This is a genomic window from Bradyrhizobium lablabi, from assembly GCF_018129385.1.
Lineage (GTDB): Bacteria > Pseudomonadota > Alphaproteobacteria > Rhizobiales > Xanthobacteraceae > Bradyrhizobium > Bradyrhizobium lablabi_C.
The window spans coordinates 307,905-329,483 of the sequence record NZ_JAFCLN010000001.1 but is presented as its reverse complement, the minus strand read 5'-3'; the positions used below and the strand labels follow the sequence as shown (position 1 = coordinate 329,483).

The 21,579-nt window shown below is 61.6% G+C and carries 17 protein-coding genes; 5 read left to right on the top strand and 12 right to left on the bottom strand.

Features of this window, described 5'->3' with window-relative positions; genetic code table 11:
* The first annotated feature begins 106 nt into the window (after nucleotides 1-106).
* On the top strand, nucleotides 107-964 hold the full coding sequence (locus JQ628_RS01550) for a hypothetical protein (RefSeq protein WP_212218111.1): 858 nt from the start codon (nucleotides 107-109) through the stop codon (nucleotides 962-964).
* On the opposite strand, the gene JQ628_RS01545 is transcribed toward JQ628_RS01550, so the two are convergent.
* The 9 genes from JQ628_RS01545 to purU form a co-directional block, all read right to left on the bottom strand.
* Nucleotides 920-1,768: a phosphodiesterase gene (locus JQ628_RS01545; protein ID WP_212218108.1), complete on the bottom strand. Its 849-nt coding sequence runs from the start codon at nucleotides 1,766-1,768 to the stop codon at nucleotides 920-922. The two genes, JQ628_RS01550 and JQ628_RS01545, sit on opposite strands and share 45 nt — an antisense overlap.
* Nucleotides 1,765-2,586 (bottom strand): phosphodiesterase, encoded by an 822-nt coding sequence (locus JQ628_RS01540; protein WP_212218105.1) that lies wholly within the window; start codon nucleotides 2,584-2,586, stop codon nucleotides 1,765-1,767. Before JQ628_RS01540 ends, JQ628_RS01545 begins: the two co-directional genes overlap by 4 nt.
* An 86-nt stretch (nucleotides 2,587-2,672) precedes the next feature.
* The gene (locus JQ628_RS01535; RefSeq protein WP_212218102.1) at nucleotides 2,673-3,956 is read right to left on the bottom strand and encodes an ABC transporter substrate-binding protein; all 1,284 of its coding nucleotides are present in this window, start codon (nucleotides 3,954-3,956) and stop codon (nucleotides 2,673-2,675) included.
* Nucleotides 3,957-3,986: 30 nt separating this feature from the next.
* On the bottom strand, nucleotides 3,987-4,820 hold the full coding sequence (locus JQ628_RS01530) for a carbohydrate ABC transporter permease (RefSeq protein WP_212218099.1): 834 nt from the start codon (nucleotides 4,818-4,820) through the stop codon (nucleotides 3,987-3,989).
* The gene (locus JQ628_RS01525) at nucleotides 4,817-5,752 is read right to left on the bottom strand and encodes a carbohydrate ABC transporter permease (protein ID WP_433996099.1); all 936 of its coding nucleotides are present in this window, start codon (nucleotides 5,750-5,752) and stop codon (nucleotides 4,817-4,819) included. The genes JQ628_RS01530 and JQ628_RS01525 overlap by 4 nt, the downstream gene beginning before the upstream one ends.
* Nucleotide 5,753: 1 nt before the next feature.
* Nucleotides 5,754-6,914, bottom strand: coding sequence for an ABC transporter ATP-binding protein (locus JQ628_RS01520; RefSeq protein WP_212219283.1), 1,161 nt, complete (start codon nucleotides 6,912-6,914; stop codon nucleotides 5,754-5,756).
* 308 nt (nucleotides 6,915-7,222) lie between these two features.
* On the bottom strand, nucleotides 7,223-9,769 hold the full coding sequence (locus JQ628_RS01515; protein ID WP_212218095.1) for a nidogen-like domain-containing protein: 2,547 nt from the start codon (nucleotides 9,767-9,769) through the stop codon (nucleotides 7,223-7,225).
* A gap of 139 nt (nucleotides 9,770-9,908) precedes the next feature.
* The gene (locus JQ628_RS01510) at nucleotides 9,909-12,308 is read right to left on the bottom strand and encodes an FG-GAP-like repeat-containing protein (RefSeq protein WP_212218092.1); all 2,400 of its coding nucleotides are present in this window, start codon (nucleotides 12,306-12,308) and stop codon (nucleotides 9,909-9,911) included.
* A 309-nt stretch (nucleotides 12,309-12,617) separates the two neighbouring features.
* The gene (gene purU / locus JQ628_RS01505) at nucleotides 12,618-13,481 is read right to left on the bottom strand and encodes a formyltetrahydrofolate deformylase (RefSeq protein WP_212218089.1); all 864 of its coding nucleotides are present in this window, start codon (nucleotides 13,479-13,481) and stop codon (nucleotides 12,618-12,620) included.
* A 141-nt stretch (nucleotides 13,482-13,622) separates the two neighbouring features.
* Here purU and JQ628_RS01500 point away from each other — a divergent pair, with 141 nt between their 5' ends.
* Nucleotides 13,623-14,468, top strand: a complete 846-nt coding sequence (locus JQ628_RS01500; protein WP_212218086.1) for a uroporphyrinogen-III synthase — start codon at nucleotides 13,623-13,625, stop codon at nucleotides 14,466-14,468.
* A gap of 103 nt (nucleotides 14,469-14,571) precedes the next feature.
* Here JQ628_RS01500 and JQ628_RS01495 read toward each other — a convergent pair whose 3' ends face one another.
* From JQ628_RS01495 to JQ628_RS01485, 3 genes are all read right to left on the bottom strand, one after another.
* The gene (locus JQ628_RS01495) at nucleotides 14,572-15,528 is read right to left on the bottom strand and encodes a GDP-L-fucose synthase family protein (protein WP_283815751.1); all 957 of its coding nucleotides are present in this window, start codon (nucleotides 15,526-15,528) and stop codon (nucleotides 14,572-14,574) included.
* Nucleotides 15,509-16,591 carry a GDP-mannose 4,6-dehydratase gene (gmd, locus tag JQ628_RS01490; RefSeq protein ID WP_212218083.1) on the bottom strand — a complete coding sequence of 361 codons (1,083 nt, stop codon included), beginning with the start codon at nucleotides 16,589-16,591 and terminating at the stop codon, nucleotides 15,509-15,511. Before gmd ends, JQ628_RS01495 begins: the two co-directional genes overlap by 20 nt.
* A gap of 133 nt (nucleotides 16,592-16,724) precedes the next feature.
* Complete coding sequence (locus JQ628_RS01485; protein WP_212218080.1) at nucleotides 16,725-17,399, bottom strand: Crp/Fnr family transcriptional regulator; 675 nt, start codon at nucleotides 17,397-17,399, stop codon at nucleotides 16,725-16,727.
* A gap of 324 nt (nucleotides 17,400-17,723) precedes the next feature.
* Between JQ628_RS01485 and JQ628_RS01480 the strand changes: the two genes are divergently transcribed.
* From JQ628_RS01480 to JQ628_RS01470, 3 genes are all read left to right on the top strand, one after another.
* Entirely contained in the window at nucleotides 17,724-18,545 is an 822-nt protein-coding gene (locus JQ628_RS01480) for an ABC transporter ATP-binding protein (RefSeq protein WP_212218077.1), read from the top strand.
* Complete coding sequence (locus JQ628_RS01475) at nucleotides 18,542-20,470, top strand: long-chain fatty acid--CoA ligase (protein ID WP_212218074.1); 1,929 nt, start codon at nucleotides 18,542-18,544, stop codon at nucleotides 20,468-20,470. Before JQ628_RS01480 ends, JQ628_RS01475 begins: the two co-directional genes overlap by 4 nt.
* Before the next feature lie 212 nt (nucleotides 20,471-20,682).
* On the top strand, nucleotides 20,683-21,576 hold the full coding sequence (locus JQ628_RS01470; RefSeq protein ID WP_212218071.1) for a branched-chain amino acid ABC transporter permease: 894 nt from the start codon (nucleotides 20,683-20,685) through the stop codon (nucleotides 21,574-21,576).
* The last annotated feature ends 3 nt before the right edge of the window (nucleotides 21,577-21,579 follow it).

Sequence of the window (21,579 nt, the reverse complement as noted above, 5' to 3'; positions counted from 1 at the left end):
CGGTATCGCAACCGATGCGAGTGATGGCGGTCCCCAGCAAGTATCATGCTTCACAAGACAAGTCATTCCGGGATACTATTAGGCCAATGTAGTGGATGCGAGGCTCATGAGACTCAAATTGAAGACAGACGCCGCCCCCAGGGAAAATGTTAACGATGTGCATCAACCTTCTAGCGGTGATAAGAATGATTCCGCCCTTGCCGTCGCCTTTGAGTTTCTCAGAGCCAACATCCTTTTGCTGCTTTTGGGGCCCCTCGTCGCAGGAGCCGTTGCTGTCGGGACCGCCTATGTCGTGCCTCAATACTACACCAGCACGGTGTACCTGAATCTTGACGAGACAGGCGCAAGAAATGCCGACGCATGGATGCGATCATATCCGGTTGTCGACAAGGTATTGTCCCAGGTCAGCGTGCGCGGAGCCACTCAAGAAGAGCGGCGCAAATGGATCGAAGAAAACCGCCGCATCGTCGTTGCCTCTGGAGGACCGCAGAAGACGGCGACACTGTTCAAGATGGAGTATTCGGACCGCGACGCGGCACTGGCGCAAAAGATCAACACGCTTCTGATAGATACATGGCTGGAGGCAACAAGACCGCCGCCGGACAAGCGCGCCAGTCTGGAAGCCGAAATCGAGCGTACCGAAACGCAAGCCAAGGCAATCACGGCCTTGATCGAACGGCTTGAGAAAGACGCCACGTCCTTTGTGTCTCAGAGTTTACAGGGCGAATTGGCGACGCCAATCCTCGGATTGATCGCCAAAAGAGATGAAAACCTGGGCGCCTTGATCGACCTGAAGAACAAGTTGAAAGGGATGTCTCGCGACGTGGTTTTCGGTGTGCCGGACCTCCCACAAGAGCCATCCTGGCCCAACAAGAAGCTGGTCTTTGCTCTGACCGTTGCCGTAACGGGCTTGTTGCTTCTAGCCCTTACTATCCTCCGTTACGTCCGGTTTCGGCGATTCTAGATTGCCTGGGTCGTGCAGGGAAAACACCGGGCCGCCGTAGAGGAACGAGCACTGGTGGATGACGATGTTGCCGTGCGCAACATTCACCAGCGCGTAGTCCGGCAGCTCATGGGTGCCCGGGATGTAGCCTTCGGTCTCGAAATCGAACGCGACCTGGTGGGTCAGCGCTCGCTGGATATGGAACGGGATGCCGCGCCAGGTGCCGGCAATCGGCCGGTGCAAATGGCCCATGAAGAGATAGTCGGGCTTGCGGGTGCGCGCGATCACCTCCCATTCGGCATCGCCATTGGCGAGCTTGATGGTGTCCATGTAGCGCAGGCCGGTGTCGAACGGCGGATGGTGCTGGAACAATAGCAGCGGCCGGTCGTCCGGCGCAGAGTTGAGCGCGCGGCTGAGGAAATCCAGCCGCGCGGCGCACAACAGGCCGGCATGGTCGGGCATATCCTCGTTCAGCGTATCGAGCGTGACGATGGTGGCGGCGTCGAAGGCGTGCACGCCCTGCACAAAGCCGTGTGCATCGCGGTCGGCGCCGGGAAACTGCATCCGGAATGCATCGCGCTTGTCATGATTGCCCATCATCAAAATGGTCGGCGCATCCAGCCCGGCCAGCACGCCGGCGAGACTGGCATAGGCGGCCGCCTCGCCCCAATGCGCGAGATCGCCGGTCACGATCACAAAGGAGATGTCGCGGTGCGTCGCATTGATCTTTTCGACCGCGATGGCGAGCCGTTCGGCCGGATCGAGCCCGTAAAGCCTGCTGCCCCGGGGGACAAAATGAGTATCGGTGAGGACAACGAACTTCATCGCGCCATCGTCTCCCGATCCCATGCGGCGTAATCCGGCGAGCCCTCGATCCGGATATCGCCCTGATAGCCGAACTCAACCATGTGCACGGTGACGTAGTCGGAACCGAAGAAGACGACGCCATAGGCTTCCGGCAGGTCCGAAGCGCTCAGCATGACCTTTTCCGAAAACAAGGGATAGCTGGCGTGATTGGTCCCGCGCAGTGAGCTGGCGGGAACACCGGCCACCGAACCGCTCAGCGGCAGGTGGCAATGGCCGAAGAAGACGTGCCGAATCCTGTCGCGATGCCGTCCGACGATGGTGCGGAAATGCGCATCATCGAGCAGGCGGATCTGGTCCATCGGACCAAGGTGCGTCGGCATCGGGTTGTGGTGCATGAACAGCAGGAACGGCCCGTCATGTTCCGAGAGCCGCTGTGCGAGCCAGTCCTGCCGCGCATCGCAATAGCGGCCGGCATGGGTTTCCGGCTCGCAGGTGTCGAGGAACAGGCAGCGGCCGGCAGACGTATCGTGAAGGCCCTGCGCAAAGCCGGCCTCGGCGCATTCGGGAAACACGCTCAGGAAAGCCTTCCGGTTGTCGTGGTTGCCGATGCACAGCCGCACCGGAATCGGAAAGCTTTCCAGCCGGCTGCGCAGCCACTGATAGTCGGCGAGATCGCCCCAGTCGGAGAGATCGCCCGTAATCACCATCAGTTCGGCATCGGCATGGTCGGCCAGCACATGGCCGAGCGCCCGCTCGAAATTGCGGCGCGGGTCGCGGCCGTGGATGGTGGTGCCGGGCACCGTCAGGTGGATATCGCTGAGATGGATGAGCTTCATGGCTGCGCCTCGTGGCAAAGATTGGCGGAGCGCCTTGGCGCTCCGCGGTGACGTCAAGCGGGAGGAAATCTCCCGCGCTTCAGAGATCAGCGCGCCGCGCCGACCGACTTCGGCAGCAGCTTCTGCACATCGGCCGTCATGTCGGCGAGCACGGCGTCGGGCTCTTTTGCACGCGCACCGGTGACGATGCTGTTCATGTGGTCCTTGATGACGTCGGTGATCTTCAGGCCGTTGTCACCGGGGAATGCGTACCATTTGGTGAGAACCGGCAACTGCTTCACCGCCGTGTAGTTGTTCGGGTTCTTGACGTAAAAATCCTTCAGGTGGACGTCATTGGCGACCTTGTTGGGCGGCATGTAGCCGGTGGTCTCAGCCATGATCGCCGCGCCCTTCGGGCCGGTCCAGAACTTGACGACTTCCCAGGAGGCGTCGCGCTTGGCCTGATCCTTGGCGAGGATCAGAACGACATTGCCGCCGGCCGGCAGACGGCCGTTGGGCGAGACGACGTCGGGGAAAGCGATCGTCTTCAGCGTGAACTTGTCGCCGATCATCTGCGTCACCTTGTTGAGGTCCGAGGTCGAGGTGACGTGTATGCCGGTCTTGCCCGCGGCGAAGGCCGAGCGCATCGCCGGCTGGTCGAGGTTCGGCATGCCGGCCTCGGTGACGAGCCGCGCCAGCATCTTGATCGCGAACTGCCCTTCCGGCCCGTTGAAGGCAACCTTGGTTTCGTCGGCGTTCAGCATCGAGCCGCCGCGCGCAAACACCGGCGCCTGCCACAGCCAGTTGCCGGTGATGTCCCAGACATAGGTGATGCCGTTGACGTCGGGGGTAGCAGCCTTGATCTTCTTGGCGAGGTCGATGATGCCGTCCCAGGTGGTCGGCAGGTTGTCGGGATCGGCGCCGGCCTTCTTGGCGAGGTCGACGTTGACGTAGACGATCGGCAGCGAGATCGCGAACGGCAGCGCGTAGACTTTTCCGCTGGCGGTACCGATGTCGTACATCGCCTGGTGGAAGCCCTGCTTGTCAAAGTCCTTCTCGGCGGCGATGTAGCCGTCGAGCGGAGCCGGAATGTTCTTGTCGACGAGCACGCGGATACGATTAAGGCCCTGGAAGCTCACATCGGGCATCTGGTTGGTGACGGCCTCGCGCAGCACACGCTGGGTGCCATCTTCATACGACTCGTACGGCGCGCGCATCGTCACCTTGATGTCAGGCCGCACCTTGTTGAACTCTTCGGTGATCTTCTTGTGGGTTTCGGCGAACAGCTCCGGATAGGGATATTGCAGCACCACTTCGGTCTGGCTTTGCGCATGGGCGCCGGCGATGCCAAGCAGCGTGCCGAACGCGGCGGCAGTCAATCTCTTCAACATAAAACCTCCTATGATGGCAGCAGCGGACGTCTATTTGATGCCGGTCAGCGTGATGCCTTCGATGAACCGGCGTTGGGCGAGCAGGAACGCAACGACAAGCGGGGCGATGATGACGATGGCGGCCGCCATCAGCGGCCCGTAATTGGTGCCGGCCTCCTCGTTGCGGAAGGCGGCGACGCCAAGCGGCGGGGTGCGCAGGTGCTCGCTGTTGAGCACGATCAGCGGCCAGAAATAGTCGTTCCAGTGCGCGACCACCGAGAAGATGCCGAACGCGGTGAGCGCAGGAATCGCCGTCGGCAGCATCACGCGCCAGACGATGCCGAATTCGGAAATGCCGTCCATGCGCGCGGCCTCGATCAGATCGTCCGGCACGGTCATGAAGAACTGCCGCATCAGGAAAATGCCGAAGGCCGAGATCGTGAAGGGCACGACCAGCGCCGCGTAGCTGTCGAGGATGCCGATCTTGTGGAACAGCAGGAACACCGGAATGGCGGTCGCCTGAGGCGGGATCAGGATGCAGAACAGCACCAGCGCGAACAGCACATTGCGGCCAGCAAAGCGCAGCTTGGCCAGCGCGTACGCTGCCGGCAGCGCGATCAGCACCTGGAGCGCAAAGATCGACACCGTGACAATCACGCCGTTGAGCAGAAAGCGCCACAGATTGGCCTTGCCGAAGGCGGTGACGAAATTGTCCCACAGCGCAAAACTCTGCGGGATGAAGTGAACGTTGGAGGTGAATATCTCGGTCTGCGGTTTTGACGCGGTCGAGATCATCCAGATGAACGGCAACAAGATGAAGGCTGCACCGAGCACCAGCAGCGCGTGGCGCGTGATTGACCAGATGAAAGAAGAGCCGGTCGTCATGCGTAGTGCACTCCCCGGTTCGCCAGCGTCGATTTGACCAGCGTCAGCAGCAGGACGAAGACCAGAAACACCACCGTCAGCGCCGCGCCGTAGCCGGAGCGGAAGAATTCAAAGCTCTCGATGTACATGGTGTGGATCAGCACTTCGGAGGATTTCGACGGCCCGCCCTTGGTCAGGACATGCACGGTGTCGAACACCTGGAACGAGCGGATGCCGGTGATGACGAATACGAACACGGTGGTCGGCCCCAGCATCGGCCAGGTAACGAGGCGAAAGCGCGCCCAGGCGCTATGCGCGCCGTCCATCTCGGCGGCGTCGTAGAGCTGACGAGGGATCGATACGAGACCGGCGAGAAACAGCACCATGTTGAAGCCGAGCGCCTGCCAGATGCCGACCACGCACAGCGCATAGAGTGCGGTGCGACGGTCCTGTAGCCAACTGAAACCGGAAACGCCGATGTCGCGCAGCAGGCCGTTGATGAGGCCGAACTGCGGATGCAGCATGAATTCCCAGACGATGCTCATGGCGATCAGCGTCGCCATCACCGGCAGGAAATACACCGTTCGATAGAGGGCGCGCAGCGACGTGCCGCTTTCGATCAGAAGCGCCACGCCGAGGCCGAGGCCCACCGCTGATGGTACCACGATCGCGACATAGGTCAGCGTGTTGCGGAACGAAATCCAGAACACGCGGTCGGCAAACATCTCCTGATAATTCGCAAAGCCGATCCACGAGAATGTCGGGCTGCCGAGCTGATAGTCGGTCAGCGACAGCGCGAACACGCCGAGCAAGGGGCCGAGCAGCAGCAGGCACATCAGCACAAGGGCCGGCGCCACCATCGCGAGCGCCGATCGCGCGCGGTTGCGATCCCAGGCATGGGTGGCCGTTCTGGCCGCCTTCGGCGTGGCTACAGCCGCATCGGTGGTGAGCACGTCAGCCAAGGGCGGCCTCCCGCAGCCGTCCGCTGCGCGCCGGCAACACCGCCTGGATGCGTTTGCCCGAGGCGTCGAACACCCGGATCGCAGCCGGCGAGAACGACAGCTCGATGCCGTTACCGATCCCGGGCAGCGCCCGGTCGGGGCTGACGCGCGCCACCAAAGGCGAGGCAATGCCGTCGACCCTGACATGGACAAAGGCTTCCGCGCCCAGATTTTCCAGATGCACGACCGTGCCGGAGATCGCCCCCTGCCCGCCGCCCAGCTCGACCCGCTCCGGCCGCACGCAGATCGAAGCCCGGCCCGCCGGGGTCTGACTATGCAGGCCGAGCGGCCGTCCCAGCGCCTCCAGGCCGCCGTCGTCGCGGATGGTGCCGGGGATCACGTTGATCTTGGGGCTGCCGACGAATTCGGCGACGCGGATGTCGCGCGGGTTCTCATAGACCTCGTTGGGCGTGCCGATCTGCACGATGCTCCCGTCGATCATTACGGCGATGCGCGTCGACATCGTCATCGCCTCGGCCTGATCGTGGGTGACGTAGACGAACGTGGATTGCAGGCTGCGGTGCAACTGCGCCAGCTCGGCGCGCATGTGCACGCGCAGCTTGGCGTCGAGATTCGACAGCGGCTCGTCGAACAGAAAGCCCACCGGCTGGCGCACGATGGCGCGACCGACCGCCACGCGCTGGCGCTGGCCGCCGGAGAGCTGACCCGGCTTGCGCTTCAGCAGCGCCGAGAGCTCAAGTTGCGCGGCGACGCGTTCGACGTCCTCGCGGATCCCGCGCTCGATGGCCGCGCGGCCCGGCACCAGATGGCCGAGCAAAGGCACGCGCGCCAGCGTGGCGTGACGGCGCATCCGCAAGGGCACCGCGATATTGTCGAATACCGAAAGATGCGGATAAAGCGCGTAGGACTGAAACACCATCGCAAGATTGCGCGCGCTCGGCCTGACGTCGTCGACCCTGACATCGTCGATGCTGATTTCGCCCGCCGTCTGCGGCTCGAGACCGGCGATCACCCGCAGGAGGGTAGACTTGCCGCAGCCGGACGGACCGATCAGCGCAATGAACTCGCCATCCTCGATCGTGAGGTCGATCCCTTTCAGGATTTCCGTCGTATCGAATGACTTGCGGATCGCGCTGAGTTCGATCTTCGCCACGGGAAGTGCCTCCATTGGAGGACTCCCCCGTAAGCTACGGATTTGACAGTCACGTAACGATTGAAACTGTTTCCAAGGGAATTTTCGCAGGCCGCCGGCGGCCCCTACGGCCGCTGCCTAAGCGGATGGCAGCACTGCCGAAATCGGCGCGCTTCAAAAGGTCGCAGAACTGGCCGGAGGCCCGACCGTACGTTCAATCGGACCGGCCACTGCAATCTAAAATCGCACGGCCCCGCTAGGCGATGACGTGCCAGTCGTTGGGAACGAGCCGCAGCGAGTGGCCGTCCATCGTCACCGCTGGCCTGTGCTCAGGCCAGGACGTGCCAGACGTCGGGCACACTTCCAAGATCATGTTTGCCGAGCAGCGTTCCGTTGTTCATATCCCAGATTTGGAGCGCGCCCGAGGCGTTCCGCCAGAGAATGTCGGTCTTGCTGTCGCCGTTGAAGTCGCCCGTTTGGGCAATGCTCCAGACGTTGGGCACCACGCCCAACGAAGCGGTGCCCTGGATCGTGCCATTGTTCATATTCCAGATCTGCGCTACCCCGGAATCGTTGCGCCAGAGGATGTCGCTCCTGCCATCGCCATTGAAATCGCCAATGGCGCCAAATTTCCACACCGCAGGAATAACGCCCAGCGACGGTGCGCCCAGAAGGGCTCCATCGTTCATATTCCAGATCTGGGCTGCCCCGTCGGTGTTGCGCCAAAGAAGATCGCTCTTGCCGTCGCCGTTGAAGTCGCCGGTGCCCAGCAGGGTCCAGTTCGAGGGAACGACGCCCAGCGAGTTGGCGCTGAGCAGGGTTGCATCGCGCATATCCCAGATCTGGACCACGTTGTTCGAGTCGTTGCGCCAGACGATGTCGCTATGGCTGTCGCTGTTGAAGTCCCCGACGCCGAGCACTTTCCATGTCGCCGGAACCACCCCAAGCGACTGAGTGCCGACGACATTGCCGTCATTCATTTTCCAGATCTGGGCGACCCCGGTGGAGCTGTTGCGCCACAACAGATCTGCATGGCCATCGCCGTCGAAGTCTCCGCTGGTGGCGATTGTCCAGACTGCCGGCACCAAGCCCAGGGGACTGTTCCTGACCGCGCCAGCGTCAGTGTCCCAAATCGAGGCCGCATTGTTATTCGTGTTGAACAGGAAGATGTCGCTGGTGCCGCTGCCATCGAAATCCCGCGAGGCAGTCGGCAGAATTCGCGACGTGCTATCGCCGAACGAGAGTTTCTCGATATGCGAAAGCAGGTCGACGCCATCGGGTCCGGAGACCTGGAAAACACCGTTCCCCTTTGGCGTGATCGTGTATGCCGAATTCGCCCCCGACAACATGACAGTATCGAAACCGGCGCCGCCGTCGATCTTGTCGTTGCCGGCCAGTCCGTTGATGGTGTCGTTGCCGCCCAGACCGAAGGCAAAATCGTTGCCGCTTGTGCCGGTCAGAAGATCCAGACCGTTGTTGCCGCTGATGACACTGGGAAGCGTTACCGTATTGAGGTCAACCACTATGGAATGCGCCGCCGGCTGCCCCAACACCGTGACGTCGTTTGGCAGCGTGATGGTGGTGGTATGCGTTGGTGTCAGGCGATATTGCCACGCCACAGCATCGGCATAGGTCGATCCGGAGGGATCGTCAGTCGGATAAGTTGCGAAGCTGTTGGGATCCTGCACCGGTGGGACTGGCGAACTGGCGAAATCCCGCACGACCCATAAGGGCGCCGGCGCAAGCGACGCGATGGAGCTGGTTTGATTGAAAACGCAATATACGCCGGGAATGTACCCTGCTTGCGATACCGTCAAGCACCAGGCCTTGATGTAGTCCTGTGTCGCTGAGCTGAGCGCGACGCCCTGCGTGCTCTCGATGTCCAGGTAGATGATCGTGCCCGCAGCAAAGCCTTCCTGTTTCAGGAGCTTGATCGCGGAATTGCCATCCACGATCCCCTTTGCACCCGAGGGATGATGCGAGAGGTTGCCTGGAGCCGCGGGATCCTGCTCGCCGATATAGGTCGGGGCGATGTTCCAGCCCTGCGCTTCAAGTTCTGCACGATGGCCCAGCCACGAATTCTCGACGCGGCTCGGGGCGGGAGCCAGGTAGTACGCGACCCAGGACAGATTGGTATGGTCCTTTATCCATCCCATCGCCGCCTGGCCGGGATACACCTTGGTGTCGAAGCCCGCTCCGGTCTGCTCGCCGCGAACCGGAAAAACCCAAAGACCGTTGACGCTAGTGTTGCCTAACGTCGTCGGGAGCGTGAGCATTGCGTTCGTGCCCGACGCCGGCAGCTCGGAAAAATGTGCGCCGTCTCCCGCGGTATATCCGGCATGCGCGATTTGGCCGCCCAGCCCGCCCGAGCCGCCGCTCACATCCCCGGTGGTCCACTGAATATTCTGATAGCGAAAGACGATATCGAAATCGCCATGGCCACGGTCGTATAGCTGGATCTGAAAGAAGTCCTTCTTGTCGCCCTTCTGATCGTAGTAGTTCACGCCCGGCCAGGTCGCCGTGAAGACGTGATTGACGGTGTCGAGGTCGACATAGATGGGAGCACTGTCTGTGCCGGTCGCGGCCGGCGTCCGGGTATCGACGTCGCCCCAGAACGCCGCGATCATCGGCGTCAATCCGCCCGTTATCGAGGTCGGCGTATACGTGCTGATCCCGGTGTTGAACGAGATGCTTCCATTGGTGTTGACGTAAAGCGACGTGTAGTTGTGGCCAAAAAAGTTCAGGCCGCCGGGAAATACTTGCGAAACGTCGAACTGGCTGGACCCGTCGTCATTGCGAGCGACCGTGATCTCGCCGTAACCGGCTGGTCCGCCCAAATTGTTAATCAACGTTCCGGAGCCGGGAATCGTCGGCATAATATCCTCATACTCAAATTAACTATTCAATATGGCTTGATACTCAGATCAACCATGAGGCGAGTCAATCAAAAATTTGACTAAGGCGTTGCGTCTCAGGCCTAGCTGCGGCATCAGCCGGCCAGGTCTGGCGCGGCAACTACGTGATGATGTGCCAGTTGTCCGGTATCAAACCAAGCGCATGGGCGTTGACGATCGCCCCGTCGTTCATTTCCCAGATCTGGGTCGTGCCGTTGGTATTGTTGCGCCAGAGGATGTCGGCGTTGCTGTCGCCGTTGAAGTCCGCAACGTCGGCGACCTGCCAGTTGGAAGGGATCGTCCCGAGCGCTCGGGTGCTCTGGATCGTGCCGTTATCCATGTTCCAGATCTGCGTCACGCCGGAATCGTTCCGCCACAACAGGTCGCTCTTGCCGTCGCCGTTGAAGTCGCCGGCGCCTGCGATCTTCCAGGCCGCGGGAATGATTCCCAGCGACTGCGCGCTCAGGATATTGCCGTCGTCCATGGCCCAGAGCTGGACCACGCCGGTGCTGTCGTTACGCCAAAGCAGATCGGTGTTGTGGTCGCCGTTGAAGTCGCCCGTGCCGGCGAACTTCCAGACCGCGGGAATGACTCCGAGCGACTGCGCGCTCAGGATCTCGCCGTTGTCCATGTCCCAGATCTGGGCCACGCCGGTGCTGTCGTTGCGCCAGAGAATGTCGCTCGTCCCATCGCCGTTGAAATCGCCCGTGTCGAGGATCTTCCATTCCGTGGGGATCGCCACGAACGAATGAGTGCCCAAAATATTGGCGTTGTCCATGTCCCAGATCTGAGCAACGCCGATGCTGTCGTTGCGCCAGAGAATGTCGCTCTTGCCATCGCCGTTGAAATCGCCGGTGCCTTCGACCTTCCAGGCCGAGGGGATGGTCCCCAGCGAGGCGGCGCCGAGAAGATTGCCGCCGTCCATGTTCCAGGTCTGGACCGTGCCTGCGTCGTTGCGCCAGAGGATGTCGCTCTTGCCGTCGCCGTCGAAGTCGTGAGCGACGTTGGGTGCGGGTGCGAATGTCGAAGTCGCCACGACGCCATCAGCAAACTGGAAGTGTTCGATCCCGGTCAGCGTGTCGGTGCCGTCGGGCGTGCCGGCGCGCAGATCTATCACGGTAAAAGTCTGCGTACCGCGATCGTAGCCAATGTAGTAGTCGCCTCTGTTGCCGGTGAATATGGCCGTGTCGTCTCCCTGCCCCCCGTCAACCTCATCATCGCCTCCACCGCCCTGCATGGCGTCCGACATGTCCATTCCAAGGAGCACATCGTTGCCGGCCTGCCCATAGATGGTATCTTCGAACTCCGAGCCCGTGATTACGTTGTCGCCGTCCGTGCCTGCCAGGCTGGCAACACGATAGGCGGAATAAGCTGGCAGCGTGAAATTGTAAGAAGTCGATCCCGGCAGCGCATTGCCTATCTGATACTGCGTTCCGACCGTGCTTCGAGTCAGGTCGATGGTGAGGTTGGTGAACGCAATCTGCTCAATGTTACTGAAGCTGAGACCTTCTGAGCCACTTTGCAGGAATCCGGTAATATGCCCGCTGACATCCTTGGTCCAGGTGAGAAGCCAGCGGCCATTTGTGTTGACGGACGAACCAGGCGTGTATGCAGGACTTGCATACTGGTTCGTCACCGAATTCCAGGGAAGAGAGATGACGTCAATTCCGCCTCCACCGTCTATCGAGGCGTTCATGAGTTCACTGCCCCCCTCCAAATAACGTATTGGAGTGGTAAGGTGGAGGCTTGGGCCGAAGGTCACGTTGAACTCTCTGATGGACGGCCTGAAGATGTCGGCCATGGCCGTGCCGACGAGATTATCGTCGTTTCGAGCAATGAGTTGGCTCAACCAACCTGTGTGGGCCGTCAACGCCGTTGCCCCGCCGATCGTCGATATGACGCCGACGACGGTCGGAATGCCGTTTATGTTTTGAAGGACCGGCCCGCCCGAACTGCCCGGACCCATCGTCGCATTGAGTCCAATATAATTGTCGACGGGACTACGCGTGAGGTTGACGGTCTGCTCGAAAGGATTGCCCCCTTGCGACGCCGGATAGCCAACCAGCAAACCTGCTCCCTGACCACCGCCCCCGGTGAAATTGAGCGGCCTGAGCGGCTGAGAAAGGCCAATTCCGGAAACATGGAGCAGCGCGATATCTAGTTCCGTTCCTACCAGCGTGTTCGGATTTCCATTGCCGGGGTCATAGTTTCCATCATGGTCGGGATCGAACGTGAAGAACGTCGCATAGCTTGAAACGCTTGTTGATCCGAATGGAGCCTGAGCTCCGCCAACGGCCGGGTCGAAAGAGTCGTAAGCCGGCGTGACCTCGATGGCGTATGCGGGCCTGCCACCGATACTGTCGTAGATCACATGGGCCGCGGTCAGAATGTCATCCGGACCGACGACCACTCCGGAGCCCTGAGCCGAGGGCCGATGCGCCATATAATCTTCGTAGGTGTAGTACACATGGATGATGCAGACGGCGTTGTACGGATATACGAGGTTATTGACTTCAGGCATGATGCTATCCCCCAAAAGCATAAGCGGACTGCTGCCGGCTAGAGCGCATTCCGCGCGTCCGACTGCCGAGCCCCGATAACAAAGTCATGCAGATTTTCTGCGCGTGAACTGTGATTTCGATCACAGCAAACGATATGCGCGCCTGTTGCAGCGCGTGTTTGAAACCGTTTCGATGTGAAAATGCCCCCAAGCCCCGCGGAAAACCTGAATTCGTGGCATTAAGAAAAAGAAGGAGCAGCCGAGTCAATTGGATTTTGGTGCATGCTTCCGACATACTGGACGACCGGCCATGGGCCGGATGCGAACGCGTCAGTCCATGAACACCACGGTCTTGCGGCCGTTGAGGATCACGCGGTCCTCGAGATGATGCCGCACGGCGCGCGCCAGCACGCGCCGCTCGATGTCGCGGCCCTTGCGCACGAGGTCATCAGGCGTGTCGCGGTGGCTGATGCGCTCGACGTCCTGGTCGATGATCGGGCCCTCGTCGAGATCGCGCGTGACGTAATGCGCGGTGGCGCCGATCAGCTTGACGCCGCGCTCGTGGGCCTGGTGGTACGGGCGCGCGCCCTTGAAGCCCGGCAGGAAGGAGTGATGGATGTTGATGCAGCGCCCGGACAGCTTTGCCGACAATTCGTCCGACAGGATCTGCATGTAGCGCGCCAGCACCACCAGATCGGTTTTGGTGTCCTCGACCAGTTTCCAGATCGCCGCCTCCTGCTGCGGCTTCGTCTCCCTGGTCGACGGCAGGTAGTGGAACGGGATATCGCCGAAATCGGAAGGGCCGTAGGTCTCGCGCGGATGATTGGAGACGATGGCGGTTGGGATCATGTCGAGTTCGCCGGTACGCCAGCGATAGAGGATGTCGGCGAGACAATGATCGGACTTTGAGACCAGCAGCATTACCCGGCGCCGGGCGGCGCGGTCGCGCATCTGCCAGTCCATCGAAAAGCGCTGCGCGATCGCGGTAAAGCCGGTCTGTAGCGCCGCGAGTTCGACCGCGAGATCGGCGGCGGTGAACACCACGCGCATGAAGAACTTGTTGGTCTCGATATCGTCGAACTGCTGCGCATCGAGGATGTTCTGGCCGTTCTGGGCCAGGAAGGTCGAGACGGCGGAGACGATGCCCGGGCGATCCGGGCACGACAGCGTCAACACGAATTGATGGTCGGGCATTTGAGCTTGGATTTTGATGGTTAAGTCTTAGGCAGGAAGTGGATTTTTCGGCCCTGCTCTAGCAGAGCAGCAACCCTTGCGCCAATCCCGCAAAGCGGGTCAGGATGAACAAATGACGGTCCACCCGCGTTAAAGTGAATCATGGCTGATCGACTCAACGGCTACCGCATCCTGATCCTGGAAACTCGGGAAGAAGCACAGTTTTCCCGCCTGCTCACCGAGCAGGGCGCGGATGTCCTGCAATGCCCGATGTTCACCATTCACGACGCGCCGGACCCCGCCCCCATAGAAGCCTGGATCAAGCGCGTCATTGCAGCGCCACCCGACGATCTCGTGCTGCTGACCGGCGAAGGCCTGCGCCGCCTGATGAAGGTGGTGCGCCGGCTCGGCGTCGAGCAGGAATTTGTTGCCGCGCTTGGCAAGGCACGAAAATTCGCACGCGGCCCAAAACCCGGCAAGGCGCTGCGCGAGATCGGGCTGGAGCCGCAGATGACGACGGAAAAGCCGACCTCCGAAGGCGTCGCCGCCATGCTGTCAAGGCTCGACCTGAGAGGCCGTCGCGTCGGCCTGCAACTCTATCCCGACAAGCATCACAGCGCCCTGATCGGCGCCATTGAGACACAAGGCGCCGAGGTCGATACGGTCACGCCCTATGTCTACGACGCGCAGGCCGCGGAGACCAATATCGTCACCGCAATCGACGAGATGGCGCAGGGCCGCATCGACGCGATCGCGCTGACCAATCTCGGGCAGGTCCGCCGCCTGATCGAAGTGGCGCGCGCCCGAGGCTGCGAAGACCGCCTGCGCGAAGGTCTTGAGCGGACACCGATCGCGTCCGTCGGACCGGCAGTGTCGGAAGAGCTGAAAGCGCATGGCCTGCGGACGGATATCTATCCCGCTGACGACGCGTTCTTCATGCGGCCGCTGATTTCGGCGATGGCGGCCGAGCTTGGAAAGAAGCCGCCGCGCGCGGCAAAAACGGCTTAAGCCGTCATTGCGAGCGAGGCGAAGCAATCCAGCTTCCTTCGCGGTCGCGACAAGAAAGCCGGATTGCTTCGTCGCGTTGCTCCTCGCAATGACGAGGAGGCACTTACTCCGCCGCCTCTTTGTGCTCGCTCAAAAAGGCCTGATACGCCAGCCGAATGCCGTCCTCCAGCGAAGTGCTGGCGCGCCAGCCGAGCTTTGCCAGCCGGCTGACGTCGAGCAGCTTTTGCGGCGTGCCGTCGGGGCGCGAGGTGTCATAGCTGATCTCGCCGGCATAGCCGACGGCCGCCGCAACCACGCGCGCAAATTCAGCAATCGTGATGTCCTCGCCGGTGCCGATATTGACCAACTCGTCGGAAGAATAGGTCTTCATCAGATGGATGCAGGCATCCGCGAGATCGTCGACGTACAAAAATTCACGCCGCGGCTGGCCCGTGCCCCAGACCACGACGTTCTTCGCGCCCGATACCTTCGCCTCGTGGAAGCGGCGGATCAAAGCGGCGACCACGTGGCTGTATTCGGGATGATAATTGTCGCCGCGGCCGTACAGATTGGTCGGCATCACGTTGATGAAATCGGAGCCGTACTGGCTGCGATAGGTCTCGACCATCTTGATCCCGGCGATCTTGGCGATCGCATAGGGCTCGTTGGTCGTCTCCAGCGGGCCGGTCAGCATGGAATCCTCGCGCAGCGGCTGCGCCGCCAGCTTCGGATAAATGCAGGACGAGCCGAGAAACATCAGTTTTTCGGTGCCGTTGACGTGCGCGGCATGGATCACGTTCGCGCCGATGACGAGATTGTCGTAGAGGAACTCGGCGCGCAGCGTGTTGTTGGCGACGATGCCGCCGACCTTGGCCGCCGCCAAAAACACCACTTGCGGCTTCCTGCGCGAGAACCAGTCGAACACCGCGGCCTGATCGCGCAGGTCGACTTCGCTGCGCGGAATCGTCAGCAATTCGACGTCCTCGGAAGCGAGTCGGCGCACCAGCGCCGCGCCGACCATGCCGCGATGGCCGGCGACGTAAACGGTCTTGCCCTTCAGCTCAAACGGGAGCCTTGCCATGGGCGGCCTCCCGCCGGGCGGCATCGAGATCGCCGGCGATCATTTCCTTGACCAATTGGGTGAATGTCGTCCTGGGCTTCCAGCCGAGCTTTTCGCGCGCCTTGCTGGCATCGCCGATCAAGAGATCGACCTCTGTGGGCCGGAAGTAAACCGGATCGATGCGAACCACGGTCTTGCCGGATTTCTTGTCGATGCCGGTCTCGTCCACCCCCTTGCCGCGCCATTCGATGGTACGGCCGACCTCGGCAAATGACAGCTCCACCAGTTCGCGCACCGAATGCATCTCGCCGGTCGCCAGCACGAAATCGTCAGGCGCATCCGCCTGCAATATCCGGTGCATGCCCTCGACATAGTCGCGGGCGTGGCCCCAGTCGCGCTTGGCCTCGAGATTGCCGAGATAAAGCGTCTGCTCGAGTCCGGTCTCGATGCGGGCCACCCCGCGGGTGATCTTGCGGGTGACGAAGGTTTCGCCGCGGATCGGGCTCTCATGGTTGAACAGGATGCCGTTCGAGGCGAACATGCCGTAGGCCTCGCGGTAATTCACCGTGATCCAGTAGCCGTATAACTTTGCGACGCCGTAAGGCGAACGCGGATAGAACGGCGTGGTCTCCTTCTGCGGCACTTCCTGCACCAGGCCATACAATTCCGAGGTCGAGGCCTGGTAGAACCGCGTCTCCTTTTCCATGCCGAGGATGCGGATCGCCTCCAAAAGGCGCAGCACGCCGATCGCGTCGGCATTCGCCGTGTATTCCGGGCTCTCAAAGCTGACGGCGACGTGGCTCTGGGCGGCGAGGTTGTAGATCTCGGTCGGCCGGATCTGCTGCATCAGCCGGATCAGGTTGGTCGAGTCTGTCATGTCGCCATAGTGCATCAGGAACGGCACGTTGCCGGCGTGGGGATCTTCATAGAGATGATCGACTCGCGCCGTGTTGAAGGACGACGAGCGCCGCTTGATGCCGTGCACGGTGTAGCCGAGTCCGAGCAGATATTCGGCAAGGTAGGCGCCGTCCTGTCCGGTAACGCCGGTGATCAGCGCGACGCGCTTTGGGTCTTTTGCCGCCATGTGTTCTCCAGTAGCGCGTTCGGATTGCCCGAGACGCGCGGCGCACGCAATAGCATCCGCTTACCCCTAAGTCTAATGCCAAAAGCCGATAGGAATCAGCCCGATAGCGGGACGGCTTAATGCCGGGATGGCTTCACTCGCCGTAATGACGCAGCCGTTCGATGTCGACAATCGTCACCCCGCCATATTCGAGCCGGAGCAGGCCCTCCTTCTCCAGCCGCTTCAGGCACTGGTTGGCGTTCTGGCGGGACATGCCCGACAGCGCCCCGATCTCCTCCTGGGTGATTTCGAGGTGGCGGGAAAAATCCGGATAGAGGATCGGATTGAACAGCGAGGCGATCGAGCGCGCAAGCCGAGCGGTCGCGTCCAGCGTGCGGCCATATTCGAGCAGCGCAATGAACTGGCCGAGCCGTTCGTTGAGCTGGCGCACCAGGAAACGGTTGAAGCCGACACTGTTCTCGAACAGCCAGTGGAACGTGTTGCGGTCCATCATCGCGATCTTGGTATCGCGCAGCGCGACCACGTCGTACCGGCGGGCCTCGTCCTTGAGCACAGTGCCCTCGCCGAACCATGCACCGGCGGTGAGGCCGGCAAAGCTCGCGGCCTTGCCGCCGCGCGAGACGATGCCCATCCGCGCCAGGCCCGTGACGACGCCGGTCCAGTAGTCGAATTGATCGCCGCGCATGAAAATGAATTCATTGGCGCGGTAGGATTTTTCGACGATGCCGGCGCGCGCGATCTCGATCTCGCGCTCGTTCAGTTCGCGCGACCAGGCGGCAATGCGTTTCAAATGATCCGCAGCAATCATGATCGCATCGACCGTCGCGCCCGTTCAGGTTCCGTGATTCCCCGCCCTCATGCTGCAACGCAGCAAGTCAGACCAAGGACTAACAAAATTTGCCGACGAATTGTCACGCAAAAGACAGTTCAACCTAACGCATTGCCTTAAGGAGGGCCACTTGGCGGAACGCGCTGTGGATCGTGCGAGACGCGGGTGCGGCGTTACCGCACAGCTTTCGGACGGATCCGATGGCTGCCGATAGCCCCGAACGGACGGCCGATGTAAGGTCGTCCAAGTGACGGAAACCAAGGATAAAGAGCGCTGGCAAAGCGCCGTATCTGGAGGAAACGAGTGGCTCATACGTTGGAAGTGCGCGGGGTGTCGCTGCGCTTTGGTGGCGTCCGCGCGCTGACCGAAGTCAGCTTTGCCGTGAAAGAGGGCGAGCTGTTCTCGATCATCGGGCCGAACGGCGCCGGCAAGACCTCGATCGTCAACTGCATTTCCGGCCGTTACAAGCCGACCGAAGGCCAGCTCTTTTATCGCGGCAAGGACATCACCGGCCTCAGTCCGAACGCCCGCGCCTCGCTCGGCATCGGCCGCACCTTCCAGAATCTGGCGCTGTTCCACCATATGAGCGTGCTCGACAACATCATGGTCGGGCGGCACCACCTGCTGAAGAATAATTTCATCACGGGATCGCTGTACTGGCTCACCGGCGCACGGCGCGAAGAGCTCGAGCACCGCCGCAAGGTGGAGGAGATCATCGATTTCCTCGACCTGCAGTCGGTGCGCAAGGCGACCGCCGGCACCCTGCCCTACGGCTTGCGCAAGCGCGTTGAGCTGGCGCGCGCGATGGCGCTGGAGCCGCAGTTGATCCTGCTCGACGAGCCGATGGCCGGCATGAACTTCGAAGAGAAGGAGGACATGGCGCGCTACATCGTCGACCTCAACGAAGAGTTCGGCATGACGGTCGTGATGATCGAGCACGACATGGGCGTGGTGATGGACATCTCCCATCGCGTCACGGTGCTGGATTTCGGCCGCAAGATCGCCGAGGGCGACCCGGCCTCCGTGCTGGCCGATCCCCACGTCAAGCGCGCCTATCTCGGCGAAGAGGACGAAGTGCTGGTCGATCCCGATGACGCCCCGGTGCGCACGGAGAGCGCGGCATGATGGACTACGCGGGCAGAGTGCGAGAGGCCGATACTTATCCCAAGCTGCTGCGCCTCAACGCCAGGGAGCACGGCAACGAGATCGCGCTGCGCGAAAAGGATTTCGGGCTCTGGCGCACCTTCACCTGGAACGACTATCAGGACCGCGTGCGTGAGTTCGCGCTCGGCATGGTCGAGCTCGGGCTCGGCCGCGGCGACGTCATCGGCATCATCGGCGACAACCGGCCGGACTGGATATCGGCCGAAGTCGCAACCCACGCCATCGGCGGCCTGAGCCTCGGACTTTACCGCGACGTGCTGGATGATGAAGCCGCTTACCTCCTCAGCTATGGCGAGGCAAAACTCGTGTTCGCCGAGGACGAGGAACAGGTCGACAAGTTGCTCAACGTCGCCGACCGCGCGCCGCATCTCAAGCACATCGTCTATTCCGATCCGCGTGGCATGCGCAAATATGACGACCCGCGCCTGATGGAGGCCAGCAAGCTCGCGGCCATGGGGCGCGACCGCGCCGCGCGCGAGCCGGACTTTTACGACAAGCTCGTCGATGCCACCCAGGGTGAGGATTGCGCGATCCTCTGCACGACCTCGGGCACCACGGCCAATCCAAAGCTGGCGATGCTCGCCGCGGGACGCGTGCTGCGGCACTGCGCGACCTATCTCTCCTTCGATCCCAAGGGGCCGGATGACGAATACGTCTCGGTGCTGCCGCTGCCCTGGATCATGGAACAGGTCTATGTGCTCGGCAAAGGCCTGCTCTGCCGGATGAAGATCAACTTCGTCGAAGAACCCGAGACGATGATGCACGATTTCCGCGAGATCGCGCCGACCTTCGTGCTGTTCGCCCCGCGCGTCTGGGAATCGATCGCCGCCGACGTGCGCGCCAATGTGATGGACTCTTCGCCCCTGAAGCAAAGGCTCTATGATGTCGGCATGAAGTCGGGGCTGGCTGCGCTGGCGGAAGGCAAGCGCTCTGCCTTTGCCGACATGCTGCTGTTCCGCGCGCTGCGCGACCGGCTCGGTTTTACGCGGCTGCGCTCGGCCGCGACCGGCGGCGCGGCGCTCGGGCCCGACACCTTCAAGTTCTTCCAGGCCATGGGGGTGCCGCTGCGCACGCTCTACGGCCAGACCGAATTGCTGGGGGCTTACACGCTGCATCCGGAAGGCGAGGTCGATCCGGACACGACCGGCGTGCCGATGGCGAGCAACATCGAGATCCGCGTCGACAACCCCGACGTCAACGGCGTCGGCGAGATCGTGGTGCGCCACCCCAACATGTTCCTTGGGTACTACAAGAATCCGGAAGCCTCCGTCGCCGATATCAGGGATGGCTGGATGTATTCCGGCGATGCCGGCTATTACAACGACAATAAGCAGCTCGTGGTGATCGACCGTATCAAGGATTTGTCCGAGACCTCGCGCGGCGAACGCTTCTCGCCGCAATATCTCGAGAATAAGCTGAAATTCTCGCCCTACATCGCCGAGGCCGTGGTGCTGGGCGCGGGCCGCGAAAAGCTCGCAGCGATGATCTGCATCCGCTATTCGATCATCTCGAAATGGGCGGAGAAGAACCGCTTGTCGTTCACGACCTATACCGACCTCTCCTCGCGCCCCGAAGTCTATGCGCTGCTGCGGAAAGAAGTCGAAGCCGTCAACGCCACGCTGCCGCCGGCGCAGCGCATCTCGCGTTTCCTGCTGCTCTACAAGGAGCTCGATGCCGACGACGGCGAATTGACCCGTACGCGCAAAGTCCGCCGCGGCGTCATCAACGAGAAATACGAAGACATCATCGAGGGCATCTATCGCGGCGCCAGCGACATTCCGGTCGACACCGTGATCCGCTTCCAGGACGGCACCACGCAACGCATCCGTACGTCGCTGAAAGTGGTTGATCTCGCCCCTACCCCCACCGCGGAGGCCGCGGAATGATGGGTTCGGTACACCAAGGCGCAGTGCCCATTAATGCGCCCTCTCCCCCTTGTGGGAGAGGGCATCACCGCCCGTCGTCCCGCCCTCGGTTGGGTGAGGGGTTCTCTCCGTACACCGCCGATGCCGAGAGAACCCCTCACCCGTCTTCGCTTCGCGAAGCCACCCTCTCCCACAAGGGGAGAGGGTAAGATGCGCGCCTCGGACCAAACCGCATGAACACCGCCTTCCTCCTCCAGCTCATCATCAACGGCCTCGTCGTCGGCACGCTCTATGGCGTGGTCGCGATGTCGTTCGTGCTGATCTACAAGGCGACGCAGGTCGTCAATTTCGCGCAGGGCGAATTGCTGCTGATCGGCGCCTGGGTGTGCTGGGCGCTGCTCGCCAAATACCAGGTGCCGTTCTGGGTCGGCATGCCGATGACGCTGGTGTTCATGTTCATCTTCGGCATCGCGGTCCAGGTGCTGATCCTGCGGCCGATGATCGGCGAGCCGATCATTTCCGTCATCATGGTGACGATCGGGCTCTCGACCGTGTTCCAGGCCGCGCTGAAGTGGATTTTTGGCGTCAACCCGCAGCCGTTCCCGCGCGTGTTCCAGAGCCAGGCGGTCAACCTGCTCGGCCTTCAGATCCAGACCGTCTATGTCATGAGCCTCGTGGTGTCGGTCGCCATGATGATCGGCATGGCGTGGTTCTTCCGCGCCTCGAAATACGGCCTCGCCATGCGCGCCACCGCCTTTAACCAGCAGGTCGCGCAATCGCTCGGCATTTCCGTGAAAAGCGTGTTCGCGATGGCCTGGGCGATTTCGGCGGTCGTCTCCGCGGTCGCTGGCGTCGTGGTCGGCGTCGTCAACGGTGTTTCCTCAGGGCTGGCCGCCTATGGCATCAAGGTATTTCCCGCGACCATCCTCGGCGGGCTCGATTCGATCGGCGGCGCCGTGCTCGGCGGTATCATCATCGGGCTGCTCGAGAACGTCGCCCAATATGTCGACAGCGAGTATCTGCACTGGGGCAATCTCTATGAAATTGCGCCGTTCTACGTGCTGATCATCATCCTGATGATCAAGCCCTACGGGCTGTTCGGCACCAAAGACATCGAGCGGGTGTAATCC